16 protein-coding genes and 1 pseudogene are annotated in these 19603 nt (G+C 72.7%); 11 read left to right on the forward strand and 6 right to left on the reverse strand.

From position 1 onward, the window contains the following. The 3 genes and pseudogenes from JS521_RS12540 to pgfA form a co-directional block, all read left to right on the forward strand. Positions 1 to 857 (forward strand): annotated as a pseudogene (locus JS521_RS12540) (Ig-like domain-containing protein); the annotation flags it as partial. A gap of 183 nt (positions 858 to 1040) precedes the next feature. Next, positions 1041 to 1178, forward strand: a complete 138-nt coding sequence (locus JS521_RS12545) for an SPW_0924 family protein (RefSeq protein WP_106969524.1) — start codon at positions 1041 to 1043, stop codon at positions 1176 to 1178. Between the two features lie 24 nt (positions 1179 to 1202). Beyond that, complete coding sequence (gene pgfA / locus JS521_RS12550) at positions 1203 to 2168, forward strand: cell envelope lipid trafficking protein PgfA (protein WP_205082875.1); 966 nt, start codon at positions 1203 to 1205, stop codon at positions 2166 to 2168. 35 nt (positions 2169 to 2203) lie between these two features. On the opposite strand, the gene hrpB is transcribed toward pgfA, so the two are convergent. Next, on the reverse strand, positions 2204 to 4789 hold the full coding sequence (gene hrpB, locus JS521_RS12555; protein WP_205082877.1) for an ATP-dependent helicase HrpB: 2586 nt from the start codon (positions 4787 to 4789) through the stop codon (positions 2204 to 2206). A 38-nt stretch (positions 4790 to 4827) separates the two neighbouring features. Continuing rightward, complete coding sequence (locus tag JS521_RS12560; protein WP_205082878.1) at positions 4828 to 5676, reverse strand: class I SAM-dependent methyltransferase; 849 nt, start codon at positions 5674 to 5676, stop codon at positions 4828 to 4830. A 409-nt stretch (positions 5677 to 6085) separates the two neighbouring features. On the opposite strand from JS521_RS12560, the gene rpsA reads away from it, so the two are divergent. From rpsA to JS521_RS12580, 4 genes are all read left to right on the forward strand, one after another. Beyond that, entirely contained in the window at positions 6086 to 7603 is a 1518-nt protein-coding gene (gene rpsA, locus JS521_RS12565) for a 30S ribosomal protein S1 (protein WP_205082880.1), read from the forward strand. Positions 7604 to 7853: 250 nt separating this feature from the next. After that, the gene (locus JS521_RS12570; protein WP_205082882.1) at positions 7854 to 8792 is read left to right on the forward strand and encodes a PAC2 family protein; all 939 of its coding nucleotides are present in this window, start codon (positions 7854 to 7856) and stop codon (positions 8790 to 8792) included. A gap of 31 nt (positions 8793 to 8823) precedes the next feature. Continuing rightward, positions 8824 to 9429, forward strand: coding sequence for a dephospho-CoA kinase (coaE, locus tag JS521_RS12575; protein ID WP_205082884.1), 606 nt, complete (start codon positions 8824 to 8826; stop codon positions 9427 to 9429). A 120-nt stretch (positions 9430 to 9549) separates the two neighbouring features. Beyond that, positions 9550 to 9918: a tetratricopeptide repeat protein gene (locus JS521_RS12580; protein WP_205082885.1), complete on the forward strand. Its 369-nt coding sequence runs from the start codon at positions 9550 to 9552 to the stop codon at positions 9916 to 9918. A gap of 30 nt (positions 9919 to 9948) precedes the next feature. Here JS521_RS12580 and JS521_RS12585 read toward each other — a convergent pair whose 3' ends face one another. After that, positions 9949 to 10314 (reverse strand): DUF6343 family protein, encoded by a 366-nt coding sequence (locus JS521_RS12585; protein WP_205082886.1) that lies wholly within the window; start codon positions 10312 to 10314, stop codon positions 9949 to 9951. Positions 10315 to 10386: 72 nt separating this feature from the next. Here JS521_RS12585 and JS521_RS12590 point away from each other — a divergent pair, with 72 nt between their 5' ends. Then, positions 10387 to 11085 (forward strand): class I SAM-dependent methyltransferase, encoded by a 699-nt coding sequence (locus tag JS521_RS12590; RefSeq protein WP_205082888.1) that lies wholly within the window; start codon positions 10387 to 10389, stop codon positions 11083 to 11085. Between the two features lie 53 nt (positions 11086 to 11138). Here the strand turns inward: JS521_RS12590 and JS521_RS12595 are convergent, their stop codons facing one another. Next, positions 11139 to 11495, reverse strand: coding sequence for a hypothetical protein (locus JS521_RS12595; RefSeq protein WP_205082889.1), 357 nt, complete (start codon positions 11493 to 11495; stop codon positions 11139 to 11141). A gap of 520 nt (positions 11496 to 12015) precedes the next feature. Between JS521_RS12595 and JS521_RS12600 the strand changes: the two genes are divergently transcribed. The 3 genes from JS521_RS12600 to JS521_RS12610 all read left to right on the forward strand — a co-directional run bounded on the left by JS521_RS12600 (position 12016) and on the right by JS521_RS12610 (position 17271). Next, entirely contained in the window at positions 12016 to 15096 is a 3081-nt protein-coding gene (locus JS521_RS12600; RefSeq protein ID WP_205082891.1) for an SCO1167/SCO6262 family helicase, read from the forward strand. Further along, on the forward strand, positions 15093 to 16472 hold the full coding sequence (locus JS521_RS12605; protein WP_372448576.1) for an SWIM zinc finger family protein: 1380 nt from the start codon (positions 15093 to 15095) through the stop codon (positions 16470 to 16472). The genes JS521_RS12600 and JS521_RS12605 overlap by 4 nt, the downstream gene beginning before the upstream one ends. Positions 16473 to 16539: 67 nt before the next feature. Then, a complete protein-coding gene (locus tag JS521_RS12610) occupies positions 16540 to 17271 on the forward strand; it encodes a DUF7873 family protein (RefSeq protein ID WP_205082892.1) in 732 nt (243 codons plus the stop codon). Positions 17272 to 17647: 376 nt separating this feature from the next. Here the strand turns inward: JS521_RS12610 and JS521_RS12615 are convergent, their stop codons facing one another. Then, positions 17648 to 18328, reverse strand: coding sequence for a cysteine peptidase family C39 domain-containing protein (locus JS521_RS12615; RefSeq protein ID WP_205082894.1), 681 nt, complete (start codon positions 18326 to 18328; stop codon positions 17648 to 17650). Further along, complete coding sequence (locus tag JS521_RS12620; protein WP_205082895.1) at positions 18325 to 19536, reverse strand: pyridoxal phosphate-dependent aminotransferase; 1212 nt, start codon at positions 19534 to 19536, stop codon at positions 18325 to 18327. Before JS521_RS12620 ends, JS521_RS12615 begins: the two co-directional genes overlap by 4 nt. Positions 19537 to 19603: the final 67 nt, after the last annotated feature.

The raw sequence follows: 19603 nt of genomic DNA on the forward strand, positions 1-19603 counted from the left end.
CGCCCAAGCCCGGCAAGCCCAGCCCGGGCCCCTCCAAGCCCGGCGGCGGAGACTCCACCAGCCCGAAGCCGAAGCCGCCCACCCCCAAGCCGACGCCGCCGGCCGAGACCTTCGGCTCCCTGGAGAACGCGGGCACCGGCCCGCTGCGCGCCACCGCGGGCCAGGCGTTCGACGAGCGGGTCTCCGTCCGCGCCCGCAACGCGCTCGGCGCCCCGATGGCCAAGGTCCCCGTCACCTTCACCGTCACCGGGAAGACCGGCACGCTCTTCGCCGGCGGCAAGAAGTCCGTCACGGTACGGACCGGGGCCGACGGCACCGCCGTCGCGCCGGAGCTCCAGGCCGGCGAGAAGGCCGGGGAGTTCACCGTGACCGCCGTCGCGGGCACGGCCCGGCCGCGCACCCTGACGTACGCCGCGACCGTCACCGCCCGCCAGGCCGACGCGATCGCCCGCACCGACGAGAAGGCGCTCATCGCCGCCCCCGGCGAGAAGTTCGCGGACGCCGTCACCGTCAAGGCCACCTACCGGGACGACGTCGCGGCCGGAGTGGCCGTCACCGCCACCATGGTCAAGGACCGCCTGGGCATCATCGACAACGACAAGGGCCCGTACTTCAAGGACGCGGACGGCAAGCCGGTCCGTACCCTCACCACGCTGACGACGGACGCCGAGGGGCAGCTCCGCCTCCCGGAGATCTTCGCCGACGACAACGAGGGCACGTACCTGCTGCGCCTCACCACCGAGGGCGGCGCCTCGGTCGTCATCGAGCTGACCGTCGAGGCCCCGGAGGAAACGGCTCCGGAGGAGCCGGCCGAGACCCCCGACGCGACGGAGACCCCCAAGGCCACCAAGCCCTGACCCCGCCGCACCGCACGGTCACCGCACAGCACCCCGCAGCCCCTCGGCCCCCCGGCCGAGGGGCTGCGGGGTGCCGCGGGGCTGTCCGCTCTGTTCTCATCTCGCGCCCCGGTTGCTACGGTGCCCCAGCCCTGACGACCCATCAGGTCGCCGTCGTCGGATCACCGCCCCGGGAGGCCGAGCATGCGTGCCCTCGTCGCCGCCGCCATCGGACTGGCCGCCGCCCTCGCGCTCGTGTTCACCGTCTCCGCCGTGGGCTCCCCGGCCGGGGAGACCTCGCCGAAACCCCTGCTGACCACCGTCCCGGGTCCGAAGCGATAACACCGCAGAGGAAGAGGTCACACCATGCGCCGCCGAGCCGGTCTCGTACTCCTGGCCTTCGCCGTGTTCTTCGCCGCCCTGTCACCGCTGCTGCGCTGGTACGCCTTCCCGCGCCTGGCCAAGATCCCGCCCAACCAGTACCAGGAAGTCGTCCTGGAGGCGAAGCCCGCGACCCTCCTCGACTACACCACCCTCAAGGCGAAGGAGGTCGAGAAGGTCACCATCGTCCAGACGCTCAAGGGCAACGTGGAGGAGTCCGAGAAGATCGAGCGCAGCGCCGGACGCGACGTCGTCGTCTGGGACGCGCTCTCCTACATCCAGGGCCCCGACGGCAAGATGGTCTCCGCCATCCCCGAGCGCTACATCTTCGACGCCCACACCCAGGCCCCCGTCAACGCCACCGGCGAGATGGTCGACGGCGACCCGGTCCGACGCGAGGGCATCGAGTTCAAGTGGCCCTTCCTCACCGAGAAACGGGACTACGCGTACTTCGACGCCCAGAGCCGCACCACCGCCCCCATCCACTACAAAGGCACCCGCACCTTCCGCGGCCTGGAGGTCTACTACTTCGAGCAGACCATCCCGTGGACCAAGGTCCCGATGCCGAAGAAGATGCCCATCGAGGGCGTCACCGCCGAGCAGATCGCGCAGACCGGCATGACCCGCTGGTACACCACCAAGCGCATGTTCTGGGTCGACCCCGTCACCGGCGCCCCCGTCAACGGCGAGGAGATCCACACCGAGGAGCTGCGCGACGCCAAGAAGATGGGCATGTCCGAGGACACCGTCACCGCGTTCTCCGGCCATGTGAAGATGCGCGAGGACTACATCGCCGACACCGTCGACCTGGTGAAGTCCCAGCGCGTCCTGGTCCTCCTCCTCACCTCGTACCTGCCCTGGGGCTTCCTGGGCCTCGGTACCGGGCTGCTGGCGCTCGCGCTGTGGCTGGAGGCGCGGTCGCGGCGGCCGGACGGTGCTACGACCGCATGACCGGACGGCGCCACGACCGCTTGAGGCGTGCGGTGCTACGACCGCTTGAGGCGCGCGGAGGTGTACCGCGTCGCCGGTACGGTCGCGGGGTCCTCCGGCCACGGATGCTTCGGGTAGCGGCCGCGCAGCTCCGCCCGCACCGCCTTGTAGCCCTCCTGCCAGAACGACGCCAGGTCGGCGGTGACGGCCGCGGGCCGCCCGGCGGGGGAGAGCAGATGCACCAGGACCGGCACCCCGGCCACCCTGGGCGTCTCTGCCAGCCCGAACAACTCCTGCAGTTTCACGGCCAGTACGGGCTGCTCCCCGCTGTACTCCACCCGGATCCGCGACCCGCTCGGCACCTCGATCCGCTCCGGCGCCAGCTCGTCCAGCCGGGCCGCCTCACCCGTCGCCCAGGGCAGCAGCCGCCGCAGCGCCTGGCCCGCGTCGATCCGGGCCAGGTCGGACCGCCGCCGGGCCCGCGACAGCTCGGGCTCCAGCCACGCGTCCGGGTCCGCGAGCAGCGCCCCGTCCGACACGTCCGGCCACGGCGAACCCAGCACCCGGTGCAGGAACGCCAGACGGGACCGCAGCTGTTCGGTGTCCCGGTTCCAGCGCAGCAGCCCGAGCCCCTCGCGCCGCAGCCCCTCCACGAGCGCCCCGCGTACCAGCTCCGGATCGGGCTGCTTCAGCGGCCGTACCGTCAACTCCACGGCCCCCAGCCGGTCCACGGACCGCGCGACCACTGCCCCGTCCACCCACCGGACCTCCTCGCCCCGCACCCGCAGATGCCCGGCGGCCGCCAGCGCGGTGTCCTCGTCGATCACCGCCGCCAGCCGCACCCGCGCGGAGGCCGCGTGGGAGGGCCGGTCGGCGACCGCCACGGCCAGCCACGGCGCGCTGCGCAGCCGCGACCCCTCCCGCAGCTCCGCACCCGTGCCCGACGCCATCAGGAACGCCCCGTCGCCCCGGGCCCGCGCCACCCGCTCGGGGAACGCCAGAGCGGCGACCAGCCCGACGACGGCGTCATCGGAGCGACCCTCGCCGGAGCCGGAGCCGGAGCCGGAGCCGGAGCCGGAGCCGGAGCCCACGCCTGACGCGCCCCCGGAGCTCGCCGATCTCCCGGAACCGGAGCCCGCCCCGTCCACCTGGCCCGACAGCCGCCGCACCTCCTGCTTCCAGCGCGCCGCGTACCCGTCCTGGCCCCGGCGGGCGGTCCGCAGCGCCGCCGCGAGATCGTCCCCGTACTCCCTGGGCGGCTCCTCGCTCAGCAGCGCCACCACCTCAGCGGCCCGCCGCGCCCCGACCTCTGCCGCTCCGTCCAGCAGTGCCCGCGCCAGCCGGGGGTGCAGCCCGAGCCGGGACATCCGTACGCCCCGGTCGGTGACCCGGCCGCCGCCGTCCACCGCGCCGATCGCCCCCAGCACTTCCCGGGCCGCGCCCATCGCCCCGGCCGGCGGCGGGTCCAGCAGGGCGAGCGAGGAGGCGTCCGGATCGCCCCAGCACGCCGCCTGGAGCGCGAACGCCGCGAGGTCGGCCACCTTGATCTCCGGGGCAGGGAAGCGCGCGAGCCGCCCGTCCTCGGCCTGGTCCCAGCAGCGGTACACCGCCCCCGGAGCCTCCCGCCCCGCGCGCCCGGCACGCTGCCGCCCGGCCGCCTGCGAGGCCCGTACGGTCGTCAGGGCACTCAGCCCTCGCGCATGGTCGGTACGCGGCTCCCGGGCCAGCCCCGAGTCGACCACGGCCCGGACGCCCGGCACCGTCAGCGACGACTCCGCCACCGAGGTCGCCAGCACCACCCGCCGACCCTCGGACGACCCGGCCAGCACCGCGTCCTGCACGGCGGCCGGAGCCCGCCCGTGCACCTGGAGCACCTCCGCGTCCACCCCGGCGAGCTGCCCGGCCACCCGGCCGATCTCCCCGACGCCGGGCAGGAAGCAGAGCACGTCCCCCTCCCGCTCCGTCAGCGCCCGCCGCACGGTCGCCGCCACATGGGTCAGCAGCGCCGGATCGACCCTCATCCCGTGCGGCGGCTTCACCGGCCGCACGGGCGGCGCCCAGAGGACCTCCACCGGGTACGAGACGCCCTCGGCCTCGACGACCGGTGCGTCGCCCAGCAGCCGCGCCCAGCCCTCCGCGTCCGTCGTCGCCGACGCCGCCACCAGCCGCAGATCGGGCCGGATCGCCTCCCGTACGTCCAGGAGGAATGCGGCCACCGTGTCCGCGTCCAGGTGCCGCTCGTGGCACTCGTCGATGATCACCACGTCGACCCCGGCCAGCTCCTGGTCGCGCTGGAGCCGCTGGAGCAGCACCCCGGTGGTCACGACCTCCACCACCGTCTCCTGCCCCACCACACGCTCGCCGCGCACCGTGAACCCGACCCGTTCGCCCGGGCGCTCGCCCAGCAGCCAGGCCATCCGCCGCGCCGCCGCCCGCGCGGCGATCCGGCGCGGCTCGGCGACCAGGACCCGGCGCACCGGCCCGTCCTCGGTCAGCCCGGCCAGCACCAGCGGGACGAGCGTCGTCTTGCCGGTGCCGGGCGGGGCGCACAGGACGGCGACGCCCCGGTCGTCGAGCGCGCGCCGGAGGGCGGGTACGGCGGTGCGGACGGGCAGGCGGTCCAGGGCTTCGGTACGGATCACGTCCCCAGTGTCGTACGGGGCGGACGCGGGCCGGACGGTCAGTCCCGCTCGCAGACGAAGATCGCCGTGCCCGGGATCAGGTTGCCCCGGAGGGGGGACCAGCCGCCCCACTCCTGGTTGTTCCAGGCGGGCCATTCCGGTTCGACCAGGTCGACGAGCCGGAAACCGCCCGCGACCACGTCGCGGATCCGGTCGCCGAGCGTGCGGTGGTGTTCCACATAGACGGCGTCGCCGGCCTCGTCCTGCTCGACGTAGGGGACGCGGTCGAAGTAGGAGGCGGCGACGGACAGACCCTCGGGCCCTGGCTCGTCCGGGAACGCCCAGCGGATCGGGTGCGTCACGGAGAACACCCAGCGCCCGCCGGGCCGCAGCACCCGGTGGACCTCGCGGAAGACCCGTACGGGGTCGGCGACGAACGGCACCGCCCCGTACGCGGAACAGGCCAGGTCGAAGGAGGCGTCCCGGAAGGGCAGCCGGCCCGCGTCCGCCTCCACCAGGGGGAGCCCTTCGCCGATGCGCAGGGCGTGCTGGAGCTGGCGGTGGGAGAGGTCCAGTGCCACCGGGCGGGCGCCCTGGGCGGCCAGCCAGCGCGAGCACTGGGCGGCCCCGGCCCCGATCTCCAGGACGTCGAGGCCCTTGAGGGAGGCGGCGGACCCCAGCAGACCCGCCTCGGCCTCGTCGAGCCCCTCCGGGCCCCAGACGAAGCGGTCGTCCCCCAGGAAGCCGCCGTGGTCGCTCTGGTACTCGTCGGCGTTGCGGTCCCACCAGCCGCGGCTGGCCCGACTGCTCTCGGCCTCGTCCGCCGCCCGGCGCGTGGCCTCCGGCTCCGGGGACTCTGCGGGTTGTCGGGGTTCCGAGGAGTAGGTCCCGTGGATCTCTTGGCTCATCGTGCCCGTCGTTGTAGTTTGCCTTCACCCGCCGCGTGCGGTCCGTACCAGGGGCGTACCCCGGGGGTACGGAGGCGTGCCCGCGGCGCCGTGCCGTAGTGTTCTCGGGCCGATGTGGCCTCGGAGAACACGAGTTGTGCCGGGATTGGGGCGATGTGCCCCGGGTGTGCGCCTTCGCGCATTGACCCTGTCCGGCTGCCCCCGTATGCTACAAGTTGCGCTGCGAGCCTGCGCGCCTCAGACCTAGCAGGCCGCGCTCGCGTCTGTTGCATGTCCCCTCGGTTGTCGAGGCGTCTCTCCGGAAACGGATTGCGCGCCTTCCAGGCTGTCCGGCTTCTGCAGATGGCGATAAGGGCTTTCGGCGTAGCAGTACCTACGACTCTCTGTCCGTACCGGAGCCCTTTCCCACATGACGAGCAGCACCGAGACCACCGCCACCACTCCGCAGGTTGCGGTCAACGACATCGGCGACGCGGACGCGTTCCTCGCGGCGATCGACGAGACGATCAAGTACTTCAACGACGGCGATATCGTTGACGGTGTCATCGTCAAGGTTGACCGGGACGAGGTTCTCCTCGACATCGGTTACAAGACCGAAGGTGTCATCCCGAGCCGCGAGCTCTCGATCAAGCACGACGTCGACCCGAACGAGGTCGTCAAGGTCGGCGACGAGATCGAGGCCCTGGTTCTCCAGAAGGAGGACAAGGAAGGCCGCCTGATCCTCTCGAAGAAGCGCGCTCAGTACGAGCGTGCCTGGGGCACCATCGAGAAGATCAAGGAAGAAGACGGCATCGTCACCGGTACCGTCATCGAGGTCGTCAAGGGTGGTCTCATCCTCGACATCGGCCTCCGCGGCTTCCTCCCGGCGTCCCTCGTCGAGATGCGTCGTGTCCGCGACCTCCAGCCCTACGTGGGCAAGGAGCTCGAGGCGAAGATCATCGAGCTGGACAAGAACCGCAACAACGTGGTCCTGTCCCGCCGTGCCTGGCTCGAGCAGACCCAGTCCGAGGTGCGCCAGACGTTCCTCACCACCCTGCAGAAGGGTCAGGTCCGCTCCGGCGTCGTCTCCTCGATCGTCAACTTCGGTGCCTTCGTGGACCTGGGTGGCGTCGACGGTCTCGTGCACGTCTCCGAGCTGTCCTGGAAGCACATCGACCACCCCTCCGAGGTTGTCGAGGTCGGCCAGGAAGTCACCGTCGAGGTCCTCGACGTCGACATGGACCGCGAGCGCGTCTCCCTGTCGCTCAAGGCGACGCAGGAAGACCCGTGGCAGCAGTTCGCCCGGACGCACCAGATCGGTCAGGTCGTCCCGGGTAAGGTCACCAAGCTCGTTCCGTTCGGTGCGTTCGTCCGCGTCGACGAGGGCATCGAGGGCCTGGTCCACATCTCCGAGCTGGCCGAGCGCCACGTGGAGATCCCGGAGCAGGTCGTCCAGGTCAACGACGAGATCTTCGTCAAGGTCATCGACATCGACCTCGAGCGTCGTCGCATCAGCCTCTCGCTGAAGCAGGCCAACGAGTCCTTCGGTGGCGACCCGGCCTCGGTCGAGTTCGACCCGACGCTGTACGGCATGGCCGCGTCGTACGACGACCAGGGCAACTACATCTACCCCGAGGGCTTCGACCCCGAGACCAACGACTGGCTCGAGGGCTTCGAGTCGCAGCGCGAGGTCTGGGAGACCCAGTACGCCGAGGCGCAGCAGCGCTTCGAGCAGCACCAGGCCCAGGTCATCAAGTCCCGCGAGGCCGACGAGGCCGCTGCGGCCGAGGGCGCTGCTGCCCCGGCCGGCGCTGCTCCGGCCGCCTCCGGCGGCAGCGGTGGCGGCGGCGGTTCGTACTCCTCGGAGTCGGCGGACAACTCCGGCGCCCTGGCGTCGGACGAGGCCCTTGCCGCGCTGCGCGAGAAGCTCGCGGGCGGCCAGAGCTGACGCTCTGACCCCGGCGGCTCATCGGCTGCAGCAGCTGTAGAGCGTTGAGAGTGAGGCCCGTTCCCTCCGGGGGGCGGGCCTCACTCGCGTATACGGGTGCCTGGAGCGACGTCGGACGCGATGAAGCGCCTTGGCGCTCACCGCAGTTGATGTGCCGTGACCCGGCGTCCCCGGGGAAAGATCAGGGCGGGGGGAATGCCCGTGCGGCCCCTCGTGTTCTTGCCTAGGAACACGAGGAGGAGCGGTAACCGTGCCTGATCCGCAGAGTTTGTACGAATGGGAGCCGAAGGGCCTGGCCGTCGTCGACATGGCGTTGGCGCAGGAGTCGGCCGGCCTGGTCATGCTCTACCACTTCGACGGCTACATCGACGCGGGCGAGACCGGCGAGCAGATCGTTGAGGGCCTGCTGGAGACGCTGCCGCACCAGGTCGTCGCACGCTTCGACCACGACCGGCTCGTCGACTACCGCGCACGGCGCCCCCTGCTCACCTTCCGGCGCGACCGCTGGGCGTCCTTCGAGGCGCCCACACTGGAGGTCCGGGTGGTCCAGGACGCCACCGGAGCGCCCTTCCTGCTGCTGTCGGGCCCGGAGCCGGACGTGGAGTGGGAGCGGTTCGCCGCCGCCGTCGAGCAGATCGTCGAGCGCCTCGGGGTCCGGCTCGCGGTGAACTTCCACGGCATCCCGATGGGCGTCCCGCACACCCGCCCCGTCGGTATCACCCCGCACGGCAACCGCACCGACCTGATGCCCGGCCACCGCAGCCCCTTCGACGAGGCCCAGGTGCCCGGTTCCGCCGAGGCCCTGGTCGAGTACCGGCTGATGGAGTCCGGCCACGACGTCCTCGGGGTCGCCACCCACGTACCGCACTACGTCGCCCGCTCCGCCTACCCGGACGCGGCACTGACCGCGCTGGAAGCGATCACCGCGGCGACCGGTCTGGTGCTGCCCGCCCTCGCGCACTCCCTGCGCACCGAGGCGCACCGCACGCAGACCGAGATCGACCGGCAGATCGGCCAGGGCGACGAGGAGCTCGTCTCCCTCGTCGAGGGCCTTGAGCACCAGTACGACGCCGTCGCCGGCTCCGAGACGCGCGGCAACCTCGTCGCCGAGCCGGTGGACCTGCCGTCCGCCGACGAGATCGGCCGCGAGTTCGAGCGGTTCCTCGCCGAGCGGGAGGGCGAGGGCTGAGCGCCCCCGCCCGGCCCGTAGGCTGCGGCCCATGCTGAAAGTGGGCCTGACCGGCGGCATCGGCGCCGGCAAGAGCGAAGTGTCGCGGCTGCTCGTCTCGTACGGCGCGGTCCTCATCGACTCCGACCGGATCTCCCGCGAGGTCGTCGAGCCCGGGACACCCGGACTCGCGGCCGTCGTCGAGGAGTTCGGGCCGGGCGTCCTGACCGCCGAAGGCACCCTGGACCGCCCGGCGCTCGGCGCGCTCGTCTTCGCCGACGACGACCGCCGGGCCGCCCTCAACACGATCGTCCACCCCCTGGTCGGCGCCCGCGCCGCCGAACTGGAGCGGGCGGCCCCCGAGGACGCCGTCGTCGTCCACGACGTCCCCCTCCTCACCGAGAACGGGCTCGCCCCCTTCTACGACGTGGTCGTCGTCGTCGACGCCTCCGCCGAGACCCAGCTCGACCGGCTCGTGACGCTCCGCGGAATGACGGAGTCCGACGCCCGTGCCAGGATGGCCGCCCAGGCCACTCGCGAGCAGCGCCGGGCCGTCGCCGACCTGATCGTGGACAACGACGGTCCGCGCGAGGCGCTGGACGCACAGGTCCGCGCGGTCTGGGAGGAACTGCTCCGCAGGGCCGCCGCCACCGGCTGAGCAGGTGTGTCCGGGGACGTCCCGGCCGGAATACCGGAGCCGGGGCGGGCGTTGGACACGCGCGAGGAAGCGGACGGTGGAACGCGCGAGGCGCGCGTGAGGAGAAGGAAGGACTGGGCCGTGCCCGAGAGGAACCCGGAGACCGACGTCATCGACTTCCGTGCGGCCGAGCACCTGCTCGACGCCCGGGATCCCCGGGGCGCGATCAAGCTGCTCGACTCGGTGATCGCCGCCCATCCGGAGAACACCGCCGCCCGGCTGCTCCGGGCCCGCTCCTTCTTCGCCGCCGCCCAACTGCGCCCTGCCGAGCTGGAGTTCGAGCTCGTGCTGGAGCGTGAGCCGGACAACGCGTTCGCCCACTTCGCCCTGGCCCGCACCTTCGAACGGTCCGGCAACCCGGAGCGGGCGACCCGCCACTTCCGCCTGGCGGCGGCGCTGGATCCGAAGCCGGAGTACCTGCGGGCCGCGAAGTTCGACGAGCGGGACTGACGAGCGGGACCGAGGGGGCGCAGGGCCCGTTCAGGGCCGTCCGGAGGAGGGGCCGGTTCCTCCGCCACCCGGCCGGCCGCCGTCCGCCCCGGGTTTCGGCCGGCGCGGGCGGCCGTCGCCGTGGTCCGGTTCGTACGGCGGGACGTCACGGCCCGGCTGGTAGTGCGGACCCTGGCGCATGCGGTACGTGATCACGCAGAGGTCCACCACCGCGAGCAGCAGCACCACCGCACAGGCCGCCGCCCAGCCGGGCCGCCCGTTCAGCGCGAAGGCCACCAGGCCGAACAGGGCCCAGGCCATTCCCCACAGGCTCAGCCAGAGCCGCATCCGGAGGGGACTGCGGGCGGTCGCGGGTTCACTGCCCGTACGCATGGCGATCACCTCACTCACCAGCATGGACCCGGCCGGCGGCGGACGGAACACCGGCGGGGCGGGGAACCGCACCCGGCGACGGCTCGTTCTTCCCGCATGGGCGAATCACTGGTACGCGAGGGGTACGCGGGGACCGGTCCCGGGGCGATCACTCCGGACGGGTGCGCGGTGGAGCTGTATCGCCGGCTGGCCGTCGGCGATGAGCCGGACGTGATCGCGGGTGCGGCACCCGCCGGGGCGAGCATTCTCGAACTGGGCTGCGGGGCGGGCCGGGTGACCCACCCGCTGGTGCGGCGCGGGTTCCGGGTGACGGCGGTGGACGAGTCGCCGGAGATGCTGGCGGAGATCGCCGGGGCGCGCACGGTGCGCAGCCCCATCGAGTCGCTGGACCTGGGCGACGAGCGGTTCGACGTGGTGCTGCTCGGCTCGTTCCTGGTCCACGCGGGCGAGCACCGCGTGCGCGACGGGATGCTGCGGGTCTGCCGAGCCCATGTGCGGGACGACGGGATCGTCCTCGTCCAGCGTGAGGGTGTGGCGCACCGCTCGGAGCTTCCGTGGGAGCGGACCGATCCGTCCGGCGGCCTGGTCCGGATCGTGTCCGCGGATCCGGTGGGCGACGGCGTGCGCTCGGTGCGCGCGGAGTATCACTTCGACGACGCGCGGTGGACGCAGACCTTCCTGTCGCGGGAGCTGTCCGACGAGGACCTCGCCGGGCATCTCGCGGCGGCCGGGCTCGCGGTGGACCGCGCCCTCACGGACGACGGCACTTGGCTGCTGGCCCGCCCGGTGCTCTGACCGGCGGCGCATCTGAGCCGGTGAGCCGGTGTCCGTGCGCCGGTGTCCGGGCGTCAGTGGACGAAGCTGTAGCTGCGCCACGGGCCGCTGCCCGGTGCCGTCACATCGCTGAACCGGGTCGGCACGTACGTCGTCCCGCCGCCCGTGCAGTCCCGCGTGCGGTACAGGATCACGTCGACCAGCGTCCCGTTCTCGACCTCGTGGGCCCCCGCCGGGGCGATCCGGTGGCAGCCGCGTACCGACGGGCTGTTCACCTGGATCACCGCTTCGCGTTCCGTCGTGTACGTCACCGGCCCCACCGCGGTGCGCCCGAGCCCGGAGCAGCCCGTGGCGGCGAGGGCGAGCAGCGAGACTCCGGCGGCGATGGCGAGGCGGCGTCGGCGGCGGGGAACGGTAGCGGTCACGGACATGGGCGGGTCCTCGTCTGCTCGTCCGGTGCTCGTCCGGCGAAATCGGTACGTCGGGAAGACGTGCTGGCGCTGGCCACCCTGCCCGGCCCGGGCGGCCCCGGCACCCCGTGCGCGGCCGACCGGGCGAGCGGCGCGGTTCGCCCGGGGTTCCATACGGCCAAATGGGGCATAAAGCCGCAAAAGGTGCTATGTGGTCTGTGGTTCCGCATGGGTCGCCGCCTTTCCTCCCAGGTGGCCGTCATGGTTCAGGAACTGGTGATCGCGTCGGTGGCGGTGCTCTGCGCCGGAGCGTCGCTCCACCCGCCGCACGGTCCTCCGCGAAGCAGCCGTTCGCCCATCACTGAGCGTGGCGGTTCCGTACGCGGGGCAGGACGTCTGCCTGACCGGTCACCCTGCTGCTGAGCTGGGGTGATGCGGTGGGCGTCCGCGGTGTCAGACCTCCCGCCTAGACTCGCGGAGTCAGCACAATCCGTGCCGACGGAGACCGGAATCCGTGGATCGGGTGGGAGGGGGAGTGAGCATGACGGCATGGACCCGTGAGGGCGAGGCGCGGGACTCCGGCGGCGCGCCCCGGACCGCCGACGTCGGCCGCCTGCTGCGCTGCGCCGCGGTCTTCCTGCCCGGCCCGGTGCCGAGGGACGGCCGCATTGCCTTCTGGGATCCCCACGCAGACACCGACGTAGGCACAGACGCGGGTGCGGGTGCGGGCGCAGGCGCAGATGCCGGCACCGGCCCGGTGCGCGACGACGGTGCGCGGGAGTGGCGGCGCGGGACATCCTTCGCGTACGCGGACGCCACCGCGCGCCCCGAATCCGTCCCGTGCACCACCGCCCGGCTCACGGTCGTCCGGCCGGACCCGGCGGCGGGCCCCGGGGGTGTCCGTACCACCGAGGTGCCCGCCGCACTGCTGTCCGTGGCCGACGCGCTGCCCCTGCTCGTCCGCGCACGGCAGCAGGCGTCCGCCCACCTCGCCACGCGCTGCTGGGGCGCGGCCGCGCTGCACGCCCTCCACCTCGTCGCCCGCGGCCGGCTCCTGCCCGGGCTCACGGCGGACGGCCACGACGCCTGGCGGGCCGGCCCGAGGGACGCCGAGGACGTCGCGCACCTGCGGGCGGTCGCCGCCGCCCTGCCGCCCGAGGGGCACGCGGTGCCGGTCCCCGGCTCGGATCCGCCCCGGCTGCCCGACGCCGAGGCTCTGACCGGGGCGTTCCTGGACGCCGTCGCCGACACGCTGCCGCGCACGCCCGCCGCCGCGTTCGCCATGGGCGCGCCGTTCGCCGCCCGCGAGCCCCAGCATCTGCCCCACGCCGCCGCCTGGGCCGTGGAGGTCGCCTCGGGCCTGGACGCCGGCGTGCGGGTCTCGCTGCGCCTGGACCTCTCCGCGTACGAGCTGTTCGACACCGCCGACACCTACGCGGTCACCGCCGCCCGCGAGGGGGCGGAGGCCGCAGACGGATCCGCCCGGCCGGAGCACGCGGACGACCCGGCGGTCCGCCACGCCGCCGCGGCGATCGTGCAGGTCCACAGCCTCGCCGACCCGACGTACGTGGTGGACGCGGCGACCCTGTGGAACGCCGGGGCGGGCGAGCCGTTCGGGCCGCGCTCCCAGGTCGACGCGGTGCTGGCCCTGCGCCGCGCCGCCCGCGTCTGGGCCCCGCTGGAACGCCTCCTGGGGCAGCCCGTCCCCGATGTGCTCGCGATCACCGAGGACGAGCTGTACGAGCTGCTGAGCGACGCCGGATCCCGGCTGGCCGCCGCCGGGGTCGCGGTGCACTGGCCGCGCGAGCTGGCCCGTTCGCTCACCGCTGCCGCCGTCGTGCGCCCCGCGCCCGGATCTGCCACCGACGGCACGTCCTTCTTCGACGCCGAGCACCTCTTCACCTTCGACTGGGAGCTGTCCCTGGGCGACGAGCGGCTGACCGAGGCCGAGATGGACCTCCTGGCCGAGGCCCACCGTCCGGTGGTCCGGCTGCGCGACCAGTGGGTGGTCGTCGACCCCGCTCTCGTACGCAAGGCGCGGAAAAGGGAGTTGGGGCTCCTGGACCCGGTGGACGCGCTGGCCGTCGCCCTCACCGGCAGCGCGGAGGTGGACGGCGATCGGGTCGACGCCGTCCCGGCCGGGGCGCTGGCCGCGCTCCGGACCCGCCTGCTCGCCGACGACACGACGATCGCGCCGCCGCCCGGCCTGGACGCGACCCTGCGCGACTACCAACTGCGCGGCCTGGCCTGGCTGGACCGGATGACCTCGCTCGGGCTCGGCGGCTGCCTCGCCGACGACATGGGCCTCGGCAAGACGATCACCCTCATCGCCCTCCATCTGCACCGGGCGCACCCCTCGCCCACCCTGGTGGTCTGCCCCGCCTCCCTCCTCGGCAACTGGCACCGGGAGATCAACCGTTTCGCCCCCGGCGTGCCCGTGCGCCGCTTCCACGGCACGGACCGCACCCTGAGCGACCCGGACGGCGGCTTCGTCCTCACCACCTACGGCACCATGCGCTCCAGCGCCGCCCAACTCGCCGAGCAGAGCTGGGGCCTGGTCGTCGCCGACGAGGCGCAGCACGTCAAGAATCCGCACTCCTCCACCGCCAAGGCGCTCCGCACCATCCCCGCCCCGGCCAGGGTCGCCCTCACCGGCACCCCCGTCGAGAACAACCTCTCCGAGCTCTGGGCGCTGCTCGACTGGACGACCCCCGGACTGCTCGGGCCGCTCAAGGCGTTCCGGTCCCGCCACGCCCGGATCGTGGAGAACACGGACACCGCCGCCGGCCTCGGCAACGAGGAAGCGGTCGAGCGGCTGTCCCGGCTGGTGCGCCCCTTCCTGCTGCGGCGCAAGAAGTCCGACCCCGGCATCGCCCCCGAGCTGCCGCCCAAGACCGAGACCGACCACCCCGTCTCCCTCACCCGTGAACAGGCCACGCTCTACGAGGCGGCCGTCCGCGAGACCATGGCGCAGATCGAAGGGGCGGAGGGCATCGCCCGCCGGGGCCTGATCATGAAGCTGCTCACCTCGCTCAAGCAGATCTGCAACCACCCCGCGCAGTATCTGAAGGAGGAGCCCACCCGGCTCACGGGCCGCTCCGGCAAGCTCGCCCTCCTGGACGAACTGCTCGACACGATCCTGTCCGAGGACGGCTCGGTCCTGATCTTCACCCAGTACGTGTCGATGGCCAGGCTCCTCTCCGCGCACCTCGCCGCCCGCGCGATCCCCTCCCAACTCCTGCACGGCGGTACGCCGGTGCCCGAGCGGGAGCGGATGGTGGACCGCTTCCAGTCCGCCGAGGTCCCCGTCTTCCTGCTCTCCCTCAAGGCGGCCGGCACCGGACTGAACCTCACCCGCGCCGCCCACGTCGTCCACTTCGACCGCTGGTGGAACCCGGCCGTGGAGGAGCAGGCCACCGACCGGGCGTACCGGATCGGCCAGACCCAGCCCGTCCAGGTCCACCGGATCATCGCCGAGGGCACCGTGGAGGACCGGATCGCCGAGCTGCTGGAGTCCAAGCGGGCCCTGGCGGACGCGGTGCTCGGCAGCGGGGAGAGTGCTCTGACCGAGCTGAGCGACCGGGACCTCGCCGACCTCGTATCGCTGCGGAGGCCCGCATGAGTCCCCGGATGAGCCCGCGCCCGGCCCCCCGTCCGACCACCGGCCCGGCCGCCCGCAGATCGGCCCCCCGCGCCCGGATCGGCCCGGACGATCTGCGGCGTACCTTCGAGGCGGTGCCCGCCCGAACCTCCGCCGAGGGCGAGCCCTTCGCGGACAGCTGGTGGGGCCGGGCCTGGGTGGACGCGCTGGAATCCCTGTCGATGGACGAGGCCCGGCTCGTCCGCGGCCGGGCGTACGCCGCCGACGGGCAGGTCGCCGCGATCACCGTCACCCCCGGCCGCGTCGTCGCCTATGTGCACGGCAGCCGCGCCCGCCCCTACCGCGCCGAACTGCGTCTGCGCACCTTCGCCGACCCGGGCTGGGAGGCCCTGCTCGACGCGGTCGCCGCCCGGCCCGGCCATCTGTCAGCGCTGCTGGCCAAGGAGATGCCGCACTCCCTGGCCCGGACGGCCGAGGAGGCCGGGGTCCGGCTGCTGCCCGCCGCCGACGACCTCGACCCCAGCTGCACCTGCCCCGACCACGGGCGGCCCTGCAAGCACGTCGCCGCCCTCTGCTTCCAGACGGCCCTGCTGCTCGACAGCGACCCGTTCGTCCTGCTGCTGATGCGGGGCCGGGGCGAGCGCGAACTGCTGGACGCGCTGGCCCGGCGCAACGCGGAACACTCCGCCCGCGAGCGTCCCGCCGCCGCGGCCGTCCCCTCCGTCGCGGCGCAGGACGCCTTCGCCGCGCGCTTCCTGCCCCCGCTCCCCGCGCCCCTCCCCGTCCCGCCGCACCCCGGCCAGCCACCGTCGTACCCGGACCTGCCCGGCGCCCGCGATCCACTGGGCCTGGACGCCCTCGCCACCGACGCGGCCGCCCGCGCCCACGCCCTGCTGACCACGGGCCGCGATCCGCTGGCCGGGCTCACCGCGTGGCAGGACGCCGTCCGCCTCGCCGCCGCGCGCCCGACCGCCGGGCTCACCGCCACCACCCGCGCGCTCTACCGGGAGCTGGCGTATGCCACCGGCCGCACCACCACCGACCTGGCCCGCGCCGTCGCCGCCTGGCGGCAGGGCGAGGCCGAGGGCCTGGCGGTCCTGGAAACGCCCTGGGATCCACCGGCCGGCCCCTTCGACCGGGCCAGGCCCGCGCTCGCCGCCGCCGGCTTCCCGCGCTTCACGCCCTGGCGCAACCACCTCACCCACCCGGCCGGTTCGCTCCAGCTGCGCTTCGGTCAGGACATGCGTTGGTACGGCTACGAATCCGACCCCGGCGCCGACGACTGGTGGCCGCGCGCATCCCCGGATCCCGACCCGGTGTCCGCCATCGGAGCCCTGCTGGCCGGCGACTCCGTCCCGGACTCCACCGGGGACGACGACCCCCACTACGTACGGTAGAAGCAGTCCCACTACGTACGGTAAAAGCCTTGGCCACCGGGGCGTTGACCCTGTTAGCGTCCTCGACGTGGCGAAACTCAATCAGATCATCGCAGTGGAGAAGGGCGTCAAGTCCAAGGCGCACCAGGACCTGACGGCGGCCCATCACGGCCTCCAGAAGGCCGCGTTGCTGGCCGGGATCTCCCGTACCTACCAGCCCAAGGACGAGGAGGGCGAACAGCTTCCGCCCGAGTCGACGCTGGTCCAGGTCAAGGCCGAGGACGTGCTGCGGGAGACCGCGACCACGCTGACCCGCCTCTTCGATGTGACCGCCACGAAGGACTGGGCGAACTGCTCGGCCCGGGCCGATGTGAAGGTCGAAGGCCGGGTGCTGGTGGCCGAGGTGCCGGTGTCGTATCTGCTCTTCCTGGAGAAGCAGCTGACCGACCTCAACACCTTCGTCCGCAAGCTGCCCGTGCTGGACGCGGCCGAGTCCTGGGTGCAGGACCCGTCGACCGACTCCTGGAAGACCGAGCCGGTCCGGACGCTCCGCACCAAGAAGGTGCCCCGCAACCACGTGAAGGCGGAGGCCACCGAGAAGCACCCGGCGCAGGTCGAGGTGTACTACGAGGACATCCCGGTCGGGTACTGGACGACCGTCAAGTTCTCCGGGGCGCTGCCCGCGCGGCGCGTCAACGAACTGCTGGACCGGATCGAGAAGCTCCAGCAGGCCGTGAAGTTCGCCCGCGAGGAGGCCAACGGCGCGGAGGTCACCGACCAGCGGGTGGGTGATGCGGTATTCGGTTACCTCTTCGGGTGACTGACCACGGATTCCCCGGCCGCCGATGACGGTGACCGGGGTGCGCGAGGAGCGCAAGCTGAAACTGAAGCTTGTCGTGAAGGCGCGGTCCCAGTGGAGGTTCGACTCCTCCCTCCGGCACGGGCCGGAGTAGCCCAAGCAGGCAGAGGCAGACCGCCGTCAATCTCAGACTCTTGCTCCAGACTCAGCATTCGCCGCCGATCGCCGGATCGAACGGGCCCGGGCCCGCGCGCGTCGAGATGCCGGTTCAAGTCCGGCCCGCAGAGCTCCGATCTGCGGTGGTCCAAAGGCAGGACGCGACGACATCATGACTGACCCGGACCCTTAAACGTGCCGGCGTGCGAGATGGGTGGCACTCACAGGGCCCGGAGGCCGGCTACGCCTCCGGGCCCGCTCCCGTTTCCGAGGCCTCCGCCGTTCCCAGTGACACGCCCCGCCCCGCCACGGCCGTTCCCAGTGACACGCCCCGCCCCGCCAAGAACCGCTCGAACTCCGTCAGCGGCAGCACGTCCGCCCCCGTCCCGGCGTCCGTCCCCGACGGATTGTGGAAGTGGACGCCGGACCCGTCGGCCGTGCGCGCGGTCACCAGCACCAGATGCCCGCCCCGCCCCGGAGCGGGCCGCTCCGGATGCCGGATCCCGTAGTGGACGGAGGCCAGCACGGTCCGGCCCGCGTCCAGCAGCCCGGGGATCTCCGCCACGTCCAGGTGCCGGTGGACCGTGGCCTCGCGCCCGTACACCTCCCTCACGTACTCCGCGAAGGGTGCGTAGACGAGGCCCCGGATCGCCCCGTCCGTGTCCTCCGCGTACGCCCCGTACTTCAACGCCCCGTCCCGCAGCGCGAACAGCGAGGGCGCATCGGCGCCGAGCGCCATCCGCAGGCAGGTCATACCGCACAGATGACCTGCCCAGCGCGCGTACTCGGCGGGCGAACCGGCCCCCGACTCCGCCCAGCCCGGATCCTCGGCCGGATCGAGCCCGCCCTCCACGATCGCCCCCACCAGCTCCGGCGTGGCGAACTGGGTGTGCACGGGGACGGAGCAGAGGGCACAGGTCACTGGCGATATCCGTTCAGGAAGCGGCCGATGCGGCTGATCGCCGCGTCGAGATCATCAGCGTGCGGAAGCGTCAGGATGCGGAAGTGGTCCGGGCGCGGCCAGCTGAAACCGGTGCCCTGCACCACCTGGATCTTCTCCCGCAGCAGCAGGTCCAGCACGAACTTCTCGTCGTCCACGATCGGATGGACCTTCGGATCGATGCGCGGGAAGGCGTACAGCGCACCTTTCGGCTTCACGCACGAGACGCCGGGGATCTCGTTCAGCCGCTCCCAGGCCCGGTCGCGCTGCTCGTGCAGCCTCCCGCCGGGGGCGACGAGCTCCTTGATGGACTGCCGGCCACCGAGCGCGGCCTGAATGGCGTACTGCGCGGGCGCGTTGGGGCACAGCCGCATGGAGGCCAGCATCGTCAGGCCCTCCAGGTAGTTGCGGGCGTGCTGGTGCGGGCCGGACACCACCATCCAGCCGGAGCGGAACCCGGCCACCCGGTACGTCTTCGACAGGCCGCTGAAGGTCAGGCAGACCAGGTCCGGGGCGAGGACGGCCGCACTGTGGTGCTCGGCCCCGTCGTACAGGATCTGGTCGTAGATCTCGTCGGCGAACACCATCAGCCCGTGCCGCCGGGCCAGATCGAGGATGCCTTCGAGGATCTCGCGCGGATAGACCGCGCCGGTGGGGTTGTTGGGGTTGATGATCACGACGGCCTTGGTCCGGTCGGTGATCTTGGCGGCCATGTCGGCGAGATCCGGGTTCCAGTCGGACTCCTCGTCGCAGACGTAGTGCACGGCCTTGCCGCCCGCGAGCGTGGTCACCGCCGTCCACAGCGGGAAGTCCGGGGCCGGGATGAGCACCTCGTCGCCGTCCTCCAGCAGCGCCTGCACGGCCATCGAGATCAGCTCGGAGACCCCGTTGCCGAGGAACACGTCGTCCACGCCGATCTCGGTCAGCCCCATGGCCTGGTAGCGCTGGACCACCGCCCGCCGGGCCGAGAGGATGCCGCGCGAATCGGTGTAGCCGTGGGCCTGCGGCAGCATCCGGATCATGTCCTGGACGATCTCCTCGGGCGCCTCGAAGCCGAAGAGCGCGGGGTTGCCCGTGTTGAGGCGGAGCACGCTGTGGCCCGCCTCCTCCAGGGCGTTGGCGTGCTCGATGACCGGGCCCCGGATCTCGTAGCAGACCTCGTTGAGCTTGCTGGACTGCCGGAACTCCATGCGCTGCCTCCCGAGCCGAATTGCGATACTTGGTTTTACCAAGCTTGAGCTTGGAAAGTCCAACAAC

The organism is Streptomyces durocortorensis, assembly GCF_016901035.1.
GTDB classification, from domain to species: Bacteria; Actinomycetota; Actinomycetes; order Streptomycetales; family Streptomycetaceae; genus Streptomyces; species Streptomyces durocortorensis.